Here is a 10,657-nt window from a genome sequence, read left to right on the forward strand (position 1 = left end):
TGTTGTAAATTTTAGTTAGGGTGTAATTTGGGAAGCGGTTGTCAGTGCTACATCTGGCTGTGGACAAACAGGGGTCCAAGCGATGAACCTTTTTATGAAAGGTTTCACCGGCGTAGCCAAGGAAGGAGCGGTGATGATAGCCACCCTGGAAGATTGGCAGCTACTTGCTAAATGCCGAGGACTAAACGACGCATTATTCCCCGAAGGCAAAGATCAGAAACGCGCGAAAGCCATTTGCAGCGGATGCCCAGTGCGGATGGAATGTCTAGCAGAGGCGCTAGATAACCGCATCGAGTGGGGCGTCTGGGGCGGAATGACGGAGCGCGAGAGGCGACAGGTTCTGCGTGCCCGGCCGGACATCAAATCCTGGTCTAAGGTGCTGCAGGCTGCGGTCGATGCTCAGCAAGGCGGCGTTCGCGTCATCGATCGACGCTTCGACCGTCCCGACGGTTCAAGCTACATCGAGACACACGTCGCGGTCATCGGAGAAGAGTCCGAATCGACGTCAGTAAAGTCAATTACTGAATAAAATTGATGCCCGGAGGCCCCAGGTTTCCGGGCATTTTCATGTTTGGCATCGGCTAATAATTGTCAGTGCTAAGTGCGATACTTGAAGGCATGAGTCAACAGATCACCAAGTGGGAATATTTCACCGCACCTATTCTGAGCCACGTTGCCCAGCAGATTCTGAACAATTTCGGGGCAGAGGGCTGGGAGCTAGTTCAGCTCGCGCCCGGTCCCAACCCGGATTCTCTCGTCGGCTACTTCAAGCGTCCGCTAGTTGATGAGGGCTCCAATGACTAACGCAGTATCTTCAAAGCTCTTAGAGCTCGGCATTGAGTTGCCCGAGGTCATCAAGCCGTTGGGCTCGTACGTGCCTGCCAAGGCATTTGGGGCGCAGATAGTAACTTCCGGCCAGCTACCCATCTTCGAGGGCAAACTCGTCGAGGGACGTCTGGGCGAAGATTTGGATGTGGCTCAGGGGTGCCAGGCGGCCAGATACGCTGCAATCAATGCCCTTGCAGCCGCTGCCGATGTCGCAGGAGGCGTGGACAAAATCGCAAGCGTCGACAAGGTGCTGGTCTTCGTGAACAGCGCACCGACATTTACTGGGCAGGCCGATGTGGCCAACGGCGCATCCGACGTGCTGGGCGAAATCTTCAGCGAGGCAGGCCGACACGCCCGCAGCGCAGTAGGGGTGGCCGTGCTTCCTAAGAACGCTGCCGTCGAGGTCGAATTGACCGTTACGGTGGCCTAGCCAGGCGTGTTCGACGAGCTAGTTTCAAATCTGCTTGCGCCTAGGCAGTGCTCCGCAGCACACGAGACAGCGAAGAAGCACGAGTCTAAGCGGTTCGCTGCGGTGATGGCGCTCATTAGCGACCAGCCTGAACCCGATCTGCTGTTCACCGAAAGATCCTCGAAGCTGAATAACCATGCCGGGCAGATATCTTTCCCGGGAGGCAGCAAAGATCCCGCTGACGGAAACCCGTTAGTGACGGCGCTCCGCGAGACCGGCGAGGAGATCGGGCTAGGCTCGGAACTGGTCGAACCGCTGGGCGCGCTGCCCGCGGGCGACGTCCCTGTAAGTTCTTTCCACGTGTGCCCGATCGTCGGGCTCTGGTCTGGTTTCGAGACGCTGACGCCGAACCTGGCCGAAGTCAAGGCCGTATACCGGTGGAAGATAGAAGATTTGCGGAATCCTAACGATCGCGTAACCTGGGCTCTCGACGGTCGGCTAGGTGGGCCGGCATGGGTATTTGGGGAGCTATTTTTGTGGGGCTTTACCGCTGGCGTTGTTGACGCGATCCTGAAGGCTGGCGGTTGGAGTCAGCCCTGGGATGACGGGCGAGTCATGGAGGTGCCGGAGAGATTCGGCCATCCACGAGCCTCGCGACGGAGCTGAACGGGCAAACGAAACTCGAGACACAAAAGATGGGCGAACGAAATCGCTCGCCCATCTTTCCTTTTAATGCTTACTCGTCCAGCGCCCTCTTCAGCGGGTCGGACCGGGAATCCTTGTTCAGTCCAGTGCTGATTGCGGTTCCGATGGCGCTCAGGCTTGCCTTGGTCTCCGCGATGGTGGCCTTCGGGCTCTGAACCTTCTTGAAGAAGCGCAGCGCAAGCAGAACCAGCAGGACGACGATGATCAGCGAAAGAATGAAGAGCGTCAGGAAGCCCAGCGTCAGCGAAGTTACGGCGGACATGCCGATCGCCTGGTTGTAGATGATCGAAAGCGCGAAACCGATGGTCAGGAGTGCGATCAGCAGCGCTACAGAACCGATGACCGCGACCGCGCCAATGATTCCCGCGCCCAGGCCAGCGTTTTTGGTGGCCGGTTTCAACTCCGACTTCGCGAGCTCAGCAATTTGGCTAAACATCTTCGGGGCGTTGTTCTTGATCTGGTTGATCGCCGTTGCAATCGACTGGCGTTTGGCCATTTAGATCTCCTTAGTGTTAAGCCATCACTTTTCACAGCTTAGTTTGGTTCGCTACGAAATTTTGCGTCGCTACTGATTAATCCTACTTCAGACTAAACCAGGGGGCCTCTGTATCAAGACTCACCGGGATAGTAATCTCGGCGCGATCGACGTATGCCCGCCAACAATTGAGGACGAATGGCAGGCGAAGGTCGCCGCCGATTGCCGCTTCGTCGTAGATCTTGGCCGCCTGCGCTAGCAGCTCATCGCGTGCCTCTTGGGTAAGCGCGCTGACTGAGTGGTGGGTTTCGACCATCTTGAGCATGTCGACACGGCTGATGGGTATCCACAGTCGGAAATTGTGGCTGTCGGTGCTCGGGAAGTATTTGTTTTCGAGTAGCCGCTCGTGGTTTTTGTTGGTGAAATCGCCGGTCATCGCGGTTTCGTCTATGCCGCGCAGCAGTTTCGTGAGGCGTCGCACCCACGGCACGGTGTCGTCACGGCTCATGTTGTTTCCTGTCACCCAGCCAGTGTCGGTGAGGACATTTGCCAGCTCGGTGCATGCCTTGTGCAGATCGATGTTGGCGTTCAGCGACTTGTTGACAATCGCCACATCGATGCTTTTGGGCAGCAGCGGTAGGTGCTCGATGCTGCCGGCAATCAAAATCAGTCTGCGCTCTTGGTAGGCCTGCCAAAATCTCTGCTGGAGACGAGCAATAGCCTCGTGGTCAGGGTCGATGGCGACGACGAAATGGCCGGAGCTTAGGAGACGGGAAACCATCGCTGGTGCCGCCCCAAGGTTGAGCACTGTGGACGCGGTTGTACCCAGCTGCCAGTTGAAGGCGCTGGAGGGAAACACACGTCTAGTAGCCACAAATTAAAGCTTAGGGCACTATCCAAGTCGTGCCAGAGGAAGGCTCGAGTTCGACTAAAAATCTTTTGGCGAATGCGGTTTTTTCTGCGTTGGTTGTCAATAGTGCATATGTGAAAGCGACTCTGATAACCCGTGATGCTTCGGTTCGTGATGCCGTCTCGTCGGTTTCGGCTGCCGTCGGCGCCAACTTGAGCGTTGCCGGAGACTCGGAAACGATCCGCAAGTGTTGGCGCTCGAGCGACCTTGTTCTGGTCGGAGCAGACCTGGCATCGTTGGTGGTCGGTCTCGGGCTCGCGGAACGCGGTGACGTCCATTTGGTCGGCGAGGACGCCTCTGAGCTGCTCGCCTGGTCGGTGCCATTATCTGCGCCTGCGCTGGAGCTGCCAGCCCAGACGGGGTTCCTCAGCTCTTTGCTTTCGGGCCCAGCCAATCTGTCCGAGTCTGATTCTCTAACCATTCAGGTCTTCGGCGGCAGCGGCGGGGTGGGTGCGTCGACGCTGGCCGCTGGCATGGCTCAAAGATCTGCGGCTCTTCAGGCCAGGACCGCGCTGGTAGAGCTGGACGAATTCGGCGGCGGCATAGACCTGACTTTTGGTGCCGAAAAGCAGCCTGGCTGGCGCTGGGGAGAGCTTTCATCAGCAACAGGTTATGTGCGCGACATCGGCGATCAGCTGCCCAGCATCGATGGAGTCGATCTGGTGAGCATGGGGCGCAGCGACGTCGGGCTGCCGTCGACTCAGGCCGTTCGCGCGGTGACCAGATCTTTGCAGCGAAGCCACGAAATGGTGATTCTAGATTCGGGCCTCGCGGAGGATTCGCCGGTCGATGCGAACCTGAATCTAATCGTGGTTGCCGCGGACGTTAAGGCAGTGCTCGCAGCCAGGGCTCGGATCAAGGCACACAGCCTCCAAGACGCCGACTTGGTTGTGCGAAAATCTCCGGTCTGGAGTCTGGATCCGCAACTGGTTGGCGAGACTCTCGGGATGCCGGTTTGCGCGGTCGTGCCCACCGACGCACGCATGGCAGCTGCGGCTGCCCGAGGAGGCGCTCCCGGAGGCAGCGGCAGGGGAGCTTTCGTCAAAGCGTGCGACAAAATTTTGAATGAGTTGGTCTTTTCTAGCGCTGGGGGCACAAATGGTTAAAACGCTCCAACTGGATGAGGAAAAGCTCGAGGCCGTTCGAGTGGTGCTAGCGGGTTTGGGCAGGCCGTGGACGCCGCAGGACGTCGCAGACGCGTTGAAGGACGTCGGCATGGTGGTGAGCGACGCAGCCGTCTTGCTGACCGTGGAAGAGCTTAAACGAACTAGCATGGGCGTCGGACGTTTGGAGCCGCTCCTCGAGCTTCCCGGACTCACCGACATCATCGTAGACGGTCCCGGCAGGGTGCTGGTCGATTGTGGCCACGGTCTGCGCGCCACCGAAGTGAAGTTTGATTCGGACGCCCAGGTCCGCCAACTAGCCGTCCGGTTAGCGGCTAGCGTGGGCAGGAGGCTAGACGATTCGAGCCCCTACGCCGATGCTCGGTTGGCTGACGGGATTCGCTTCCACGCGGTTTTGTCGCCGATTTCTGCCCCCGGCACCTGCATCAGCTTGAGGGTGCCCGCTAGGGCTGGTTTCACCCTAGAAAACTGGGTCGAGAATGGCTCGATCAGCCATGCCACCGCCGAGCTGTTGAGGCGGATTGTTTCGAAGAAGGTCGCCTTCCTGATCAGCGGAGGCACCGGTTCGGGCAAGACAACTTTGTTGGCGGGGTTGCTGGGCATCGTGCCGCAGAACGAGCGGATCTTAATCGTCGAGGACTCCCGAGAGCTTGAGCCCGAGCACGATTTTTGCGTCAGGCTAGAGAGCCGTCCTGCCAATTCGGAGGGCGCTGGCGCGGTGACCATGACCGATCTGGTTCGCCAGGCTTTACGCATGCGCCCAGATCGGGTGGTGGTGGGCGAGATCCGTGGGGCAGAGCTCTGCGATTTGTTGAGGGCCCTAAATACCGGCCACGAGGGTGGGTGCGGAACCGTCCACGCCAACTCCGCCGTCGATGTGCCCGCCCGGCTCGAAGCGTTGGCGGCCCTTGGCGGGCTGTCGCGCCAAGCGTGCAATTCCCAAGTCGCCTCGGCAATCCAAGTGGTCATCCACGTAAAACGGCTTGCCAGCGGGAGGAGGCAAGTGGCCCAAATCGGCCTGCTGCGCCCACGTCAAAACGGGATGGTCGAGGTCGTCCCAGCCCTCGAAGCTGAGGCCTCCGATCCCTCCCGGCTGAAGCCGCGAGCCGCTTATGCCCAGTTGGTCGAGCTGCTGGACCTGCCTAGGGTCGCGGCGGCATGAGCGCAGTGTTCTCCGCCATCTTCGCCGGGCTGGCTGCATTCTTACTCGCTCCGGCTTCGGGCGAAACTCGGATACGGCAGTGCCAGGCGCGTCGCGGTAGAAGCCTGAATATGCGTTTGGTTGGGCTCGTTGCCGTCAACCTGATTGTTTTTCTCCTTGCCCCAAAGGCCGTCTGTTGGGCGCTCATCTTGAGCGTCGCTTACACCTGCTTCACGTGGGTGTTGGCGCTAAATCGGCAAGCTACACGCAGAAGGGCAGCTAGCAAGCAGGTGCTCCATGGCTGCAATGTTTTGGTTGGCCAGCTGAAGACCGGGACGATACCCGCGCGAGCCATCAGGGTAGCCGCGCAAGAGTGTCCACAGCTCGAAAGCATCGTGCTTGCTCAGGCCGTCGGCGCAAACGTAGCTGACGCAATGCGCAGGGCAGCCGAATGTGACGGCGCAAAAGGCTTCGCGCGCCTTGCCGGTGCCTGGCAGTTGTGCCAGCGCACGGGTGCGCCGGTTGCGCCGGCAGTCGAACAGGTTGTCGCTGGGCTCAGACGCACGGAACGCACTGACCAAACTGTGGCCACGGAGCTCTCGTCGGCCAAGGCTACCGGTCGGTTGTTGGCGTGCTTGCCTGTCGTGGGGCTGGCTTTCGGCTTCGCTGCAGGCGGCAATCCGATCAAATTTCTGGCTGGGACCACAGCCGGTAACGTCTGCCTGACCCTATCCGTCTTGCTGGCGTGTGCGGGCGTCGTTTGGACGGAGAAGCTCGCGATGAGAGTCGAAAGAAGGGCTAACAGTTGATCGCAGCGGCTTTCTCTGCACTATTTGCTGCTTGCTTTTGCTGGTTGATCTTCCCCGTGCAACGAAGGCCAACTCAGCAAGACAAAAAGGTTAAAAAGACTAAAAACCTGCGTTTTGTATCGTTCGGGGTGGCCGGTGCACTCTTCGGCTACGTTGCCTTCGGTGACGTCGTCGTCGCCGCGATAGGTGCTGTTGTTTCTATCTGTGTGCTCACATTTTGCGACGCAGAGAAAAGACAGGAAACCAAAAGGCGCCAAGAACTGAGGGAACAGCTGCCGTCGACGCTAGAGCTTCTGGCGTCTTGCCTTAGCTCTGGAGCGCCAGTCAGCCAGGCAGTGCGCGAGGTGGCCGAGATCAGCCCGCCAGCCACCGCAGATCTGCTCAATTCCTACTGTCGCAATTTGGACGTCGGCCGCAGCCAGATCCAGGCGTGGAAGTCATTGGCCAAGGAACCTGTCTGGGAGCCAGTTGCGACGGACATATCCGCACTAGTGGCGTCTGGGTCGGCGATGAGCAAGCTGCTGCTGACGCACGCAAAAGATGCCAGAGAAGCCTGCGCGAGCGAATTGGAAACGGCCGCGAAAACTTTGGCAGTTAAATCCGTTCTTCCCCTGATGTGTTGCTTTTTACCAATCTTTATTTTGGTTGGAGTGGTGCCGATTATCGCCGGTGTGATTTCCTCCGGAATCCTATAAAACCGGCAGTTATCAACCGAAAAAGCTTTTTATCAACAGATATATCCACAAGGTGTTGTCCGGATGAATTTTTTCGAATCGGAGATCAATGATGTTTGTGCATCAGAAAACGAGAAAGCTTAAAGAAAGGAAACTCTCGTGGAATCTGCAATTTCGGTATTAAACAAGGAAGAAACCTGCCTTGGGTCTGGCGATATCCAGAATGTTCAGGATTATTGGCAGGACGCCGCGGAGGCTGAAGCGGAGCGCATGAGGCTGAGCGTAGACGAACAGCTTGAATGCCTAAATGCGATTGAAATCAAAGAAAAAGGCAAGTTAGCTAAGGCTTTCGAAAGAGGAATGGCGACAGCTGAATATGCAGTAGGAATCTTGGCTGCGGTCGCTATGGCTCTTGTGCTTTTGAAGATCATCACAGGAAAAGACTTTTTCGGGGCGATGCTTAAATTCGTGGTTTCCCTAATTGCGAAGGTCGGCGCCCAGTTGCCCTAAAGACGGCTGAGAAGTGTTTTGAATTTTAGGCGAATTGTCAAGTGAAATGAACTCTGTAAAGCATTCGCGCGGGATGGTTACTGCGGAATTGGCCATTTCTATAATGGCCGCAACCATCGTCGCAGCCTTATTAGCCTGGTCGATTGGTTTAGTCGCAACTCAGGCGCGCTGCGAAGAGATAGCTGCCAGGGTCGCCCGGTTCGAATCGAGGGGAGACGAGGAATCCGCGGAAAAGGCCCGCGCGAATGCGCCTGAAGGGGCCGATGTTCAGGTGACGGAGTACCCGGACAGGGTGCAGGTTTCGGTGACTAAAGACGCCTACTTCGGGCGATTTGGCCCGGTCGCGCTAAAAGCCGCTGCGGTGGTTCCCAAGGAGGGCTGAGATGCGTAACGAACGTGGTTCCGGGACGATGCTCGGCGCATCGATGCTCATCGTCTTGCTGGTGATGGCGTTCCTCGCCTTCCTGCTGTCGGGTTGGCTGTCGTCATGCCGGAAGGTGCGGAGCGAGGCCGACCTGGTGGCGCTGACGGCTGCCAGGGCACAGGCCGCAGGCAGGTCAGCTTGCGAAGCGGCCAAAGCGGCGGTAACCGCGAACAACAAAACCGCGTCTGGCCAAACACGCCTAGAAAACTGTGATGTCGAGACCGGGTTCGGAGAATTCGCCGTCACCGTCGAGCTCAGAAAAGAGCCCACACCTCGCTTGCCGGGTGGCCTGGGCGAAGTAAAGGCCCGTGCCAAAGCAGGAATAATCGAGAATCTCGAGTCCGCGGAGTGAATCTGGAGGCTTATGAAAGGTAGTTGCTCAGCAGAACGATGGCGGCCTGCTTGTCCAACGTTTGATTAGCGTTGCCGCATTTCGGGGAAACTATGCACGAAGGGCAGCCGGCAGCGCAGGGGCAATTCTTCAGGCGCTCCAAGGTGGCGTTCAGCCACTCATCGGCGATCTGGTAGCCATACTCGGCGAACCCTGCTCCGCCGGGCGCGCCGTCGTGGACGAACACCGTCAGGGCATTCGTGTCTGGGTGACAGAGAGTCGATAGGCCGCCGATGTCCCAGCGGTCGCAGGTCGCGAACGCGGGCAGTAGCCCGATCGAGGTGTGCTCGGCGGCATGGGCTGCGCAAGCTAGTTCTTGGGGCTTCAATCCCAAGCCTTCGCAGAATTCCTCTGGTACGGTCCACCAAACCGCGTGCGTGCGATAGGTCCTTACAGGCAGCTGCAACGGCGTCTCGTCCCAGACTTCACTCGATGAGCTATCCCTGCGCAGATACGCGACAACTTGGCTGGCGATCTCTACCTCTCCGTGGCCTAGCAAACCGTGTCCGAATTTGTGCTCCTCGTCCCTGGTGCAGATCCTAAGATCGCTGACGGATTTAGCCTGGGTGTAATACGACGGGTCACCTGCATGGACTAGAGCGGTCGATTCCTGGGGGGAGTATTCGCTTACCAGCCAATGCTCGCCCTTGTGCAGGTAGACGGCACCCTTGTGCACCGTTCTGTCCGCGGTCGACGCGTCCGCCGTCCCAATCACGGCCCCGGATGCTTCGTCGACGATGTTTATCTGCCTGTTGCCAGAGCCCCGAAGGCTGATGGAATCCACGGCCCGATCCGGACGCACCCAGTACCAGCCGGTGGGACGCTTGCGCAGCAGCCCCGCTTCGGTCGCTTGATCGGCAAGACTTGCCATTGTGGGGCCGAAGTAGCGCCCGTCATCTTCGGTTAAAGGAACCTCTTGCGCCGCCGCTGCAATGTGAGGGCCCAGGACGTGAGTGTTGTATGGGTCGAAAATGCATGTCTCGGTTGGCTTATCGAACAGCAGGCTCGGGTTCTCGAAAAGATAGGCGTCCAACGGGTCCTCTTTTGCCAGCAGGACGCTTAGCGCCGGTCGATTTTTGCGACCCGCGCGCCCGGTCTGCTGACGGTAGGAGGCTAGCGTGCCGGGAAACCCCGAGATCAGAACCGCGTCGAGGCCCGCGATATCGATGCCGAGCTCCAGCGCGTTCGTTGCCGCCACTCCGCAAAGTTCTCCCTCGGATAGCGCCTTTTCGATACCACGTCGTTCGTCTGCGAGATAGCCGGCACGATAACTAGCGATGCCCGGAGCTTTGCGCCCCGCGCGTAGCGCCACCAGTTCGGCTTGGCTTCGACTTGGCGTGAACGTCAGAACCTGCATCCCGTCACGGACGAGTTCGGCCATCAGATCGGCCGCCTCGTGCGCGGGAGTGTCGATCGGCTGCCACAGCACATCGATGCGCTCGCCGTGCGGGGAAGCATCCTCGTCGACGACGGCTATCGGGGCCTGCTCTCCGATCAGCCGGGCGCCCCACTGCGTGATGCCCGTAGCAGTTGCAGAAGAAAGGATGAAAACCGGATGAGAACCGTAAAACTCGCATACCCTGCGCAACCGCCGTAGGACGTTGGCCACGTGTGAGCCGAAAACTCCGCGGTATCTGTGTGCCTCGTCGACTATGACGTAGCGCAGCCCGCCCAAGAACCGTTGGTATCTGCTGTGTGAGGGCAGGATGGAAAGGTGGAGCATGTCCGGATTAGTTAGGACGTAATTCGCCTGCTCCCTGGCGAACCTGCGCTCTGCCTGCGTAGAGTCGCCGTCCAAAGTCGTGCTCAACCAACCCTTAGGCGCTAGCGCGCGAGACTTCATGTATTGGTCGTGGGCGAGCGCCTTCGTGGGCGACAGATACAACGCGGTGTGGTTGGCTACTCCTAGCCTGGTGCGGAGATCGTCGTTGCCGGCTGGGGCCACAGCGCGAGAAGACTCGACCGCAGTCGCCGAAAGAACTGGTAAAAGATAAGCCAGGGTCTTTCCGGAGGCGGTCGGCGTTGCTATCGCGCAGTGTTCGCCTGCAACTGCGTGATTTGCGAGCTGCGCCTGATGCTCCCACAGCCGCTCGATGCCTCCGGCTTTTAGACTTTCCACCACTTCTGCCGGCACCCATGCCGGCCAGTCGACGGTGGTGCCCTCCGTTGCAGGGCGACGATTTACATGTCTAACCTGCGCACGATCAGTCAAGAGTCCAAAAGCCATAGCCCTATACTTGCAGCCCAAGGAAGGCTT

The 10,657-nt window shown here is 58.7% G+C and carries 13 protein-coding genes and 1 pseudogene; 11 read left to right on the plus strand and 3 right to left on the minus strand.

Annotated elements, in window-relative coordinates:
- Positions 1-133: 133 nt before the first annotated feature.
- The 4 genes and pseudogenes from G556_RS11185 to G556_RS0100920 all read left to right on the plus strand — a co-directional run.
- Positions 134-425, plus strand: a pseudogene (locus G556_RS11185) (WhiB family transcriptional regulator); the annotation flags it as partial.
- A 205-nt stretch (positions 426-630) separates the two neighbouring features.
- Positions 631-804, plus strand: coding sequence for a Sp36 family protein (locus tag G556_RS09735; protein ID WP_233418163.1), 174 nt, complete (start codon positions 631-633; stop codon positions 802-804).
- Positions 797-1,258, plus strand: a complete 462-nt coding sequence (locus G556_RS0100915) for a RidA family protein (protein ID WP_024111553.1) — start codon at positions 797-799, stop codon at positions 1,256-1,258. The genes G556_RS09735 and G556_RS0100915 overlap by 8 nt, the downstream gene beginning before the upstream one ends.
- Before the next feature lie 6 nt (positions 1,259-1,264).
- The gene (locus G556_RS0100920; protein WP_051176509.1) at positions 1,265-1,903 is read left to right on the plus strand and encodes an NUDIX hydrolase; all 639 of its coding nucleotides are present in this window, start codon (positions 1,265-1,267) and stop codon (positions 1,901-1,903) included.
- A 70-nt stretch (positions 1,904-1,973) separates the two neighbouring features.
- On the opposite strand, the gene G556_RS0100925 is transcribed toward G556_RS0100920, so the two are convergent.
- On the minus strand, positions 1,974-2,438 hold the full coding sequence (locus G556_RS0100925; protein ID WP_028821427.1) for a phage holin family protein: 465 nt from the start codon (positions 2,436-2,438) through the stop codon (positions 1,974-1,976).
- A gap of 82 nt (positions 2,439-2,520) precedes the next feature.
- Positions 2,521-3,291, minus strand: coding sequence for a class I SAM-dependent methyltransferase (locus tag G556_RS0100930; protein ID WP_155941705.1), 771 nt, complete (start codon positions 3,289-3,291; stop codon positions 2,521-2,523).
- A 110-nt stretch (positions 3,292-3,401) separates the two neighbouring features.
- Between G556_RS0100930 and ssd the strand changes: the two genes are divergently transcribed.
- The 7 genes from ssd to G556_RS0100965 all read left to right on the plus strand — a co-directional run bounded on the left by ssd (position 3,402) and on the right by G556_RS0100965 (position 8,361).
- A complete protein-coding gene (gene ssd / locus G556_RS09740; protein ID WP_028821429.1) occupies positions 3,402-4,433 on the plus strand; it encodes a septum site-determining protein Ssd in 1,032 nt (343 codons plus the stop codon).
- On the plus strand, positions 4,426-5,613 hold the full coding sequence (locus G556_RS0100940; RefSeq protein WP_036915350.1) for a TadA family conjugal transfer-associated ATPase: 1,188 nt from the start codon (positions 4,426-4,428) through the stop codon (positions 5,611-5,613). Before ssd ends, G556_RS0100940 begins: the two co-directional genes overlap by 8 nt.
- Positions 5,610-6,401 carry a type II secretion system F family protein gene (locus tag G556_RS10885; RefSeq protein WP_051176510.1) on the plus strand — a complete coding sequence of 264 codons (792 nt, stop codon included), beginning with the start codon at positions 5,610-5,612 and terminating at the stop codon, positions 6,399-6,401. Before G556_RS0100940 ends, G556_RS10885 begins: the two co-directional genes overlap by 4 nt.
- A 128-nt stretch (positions 6,402-6,529) precedes the next feature.
- Positions 6,530-7,096 (plus strand): type II secretion system F family protein, encoded by a 567-nt coding sequence (locus G556_RS0100950; RefSeq protein ID WP_162139738.1) that lies wholly within the window; start codon positions 6,530-6,532, stop codon positions 7,094-7,096.
- Between the two features lie 138 nt (positions 7,097-7,234).
- The gene (locus G556_RS11650) at positions 7,235-7,585 is read left to right on the plus strand and encodes a DUF4244 domain-containing protein (RefSeq protein WP_016456745.1); all 351 of its coding nucleotides are present in this window, start codon (positions 7,235-7,237) and stop codon (positions 7,583-7,585) included.
- A gap of 46 nt (positions 7,586-7,631) precedes the next feature.
- Positions 7,632-7,967: a TadE family type IV pilus minor pilin gene (locus G556_RS0100960; protein ID WP_051176512.1), complete on the plus strand. Its 336-nt coding sequence runs from the start codon at positions 7,632-7,634 to the stop codon at positions 7,965-7,967.
- A 1-nt stretch (position 7,968) separates the two neighbouring features.
- The gene (locus G556_RS0100965) at positions 7,969-8,361 is read left to right on the plus strand and encodes an Rv3654c family TadE-like protein (RefSeq protein ID WP_028821433.1); all 393 of its coding nucleotides are present in this window, start codon (positions 7,969-7,971) and stop codon (positions 8,359-8,361) included.
- A gap of 10 nt (positions 8,362-8,371) precedes the next feature.
- On the opposite strand, the gene G556_RS0100970 is transcribed toward G556_RS0100965, so the two are convergent.
- A complete protein-coding gene (locus tag G556_RS0100970; protein ID WP_036915354.1) occupies positions 8,372-10,627 on the minus strand; it encodes a DEAD/DEAH box helicase in 2,256 nt (751 codons plus the stop codon).
- Positions 10,628-10,657: the final 30 nt, after the last annotated feature.

This window comes from Propionimicrobium lymphophilum DSM 4903 (genome assembly GCF_000423485.1).
GTDB classification, from domain to species: Bacteria; Actinomycetota; Actinomycetes; order Propionibacteriales; family Propionibacteriaceae; genus Propionimicrobium; species Propionimicrobium lymphophilum.

Bases quoted from the DNA above. Each gene is read 5' to 3' on its own strand.
- G556_RS0100915 (WP_024111553.1), top strand. From the start codon at position 797: ATGACTAACGCAGTATCTTCAAAGCTCTTAGAGCTCGGCATTGAGTTG.
- G556_RS0100925 (WP_028821427.1), bottom strand. From the start codon at position 2,438: ATGGCCAAACGCCAGTCGATTGCAACGGCGATCAACCAGATCAAGAAC.
- G556_RS0100940 (WP_036915350.1), top strand. From the start codon at position 4,426: ATGGTTAAAACGCTCCAACTGGATGAGGAAAAGCTCGAGGCCGTTCGA.
- G556_RS10885 (WP_051176510.1), top strand. From the start codon at position 5,610: ATGAGCGCAGTGTTCTCCGCCATCTTCGCCGGGCTGGCTGCATTCTTA.
- G556_RS0100960 (WP_051176512.1), top strand. From the start codon at position 7,632: ATGAACTCTGTAAAGCATTCGCGCGGGATGGTTACTGCGGAATTGGCC.
- G556_RS0100965 (WP_028821433.1), top strand. From the start codon at position 7,969: ATGCGTAACGAACGTGGTTCCGGGACGATGCTCGGCGCATCGATGCTC.
- G556_RS0100970 (WP_036915354.1), bottom strand. From the start codon at position 10,627: ATGGCTTTTGGACTCTTGACTGATCGTGCGCAGGTTAGACATGTAAAT.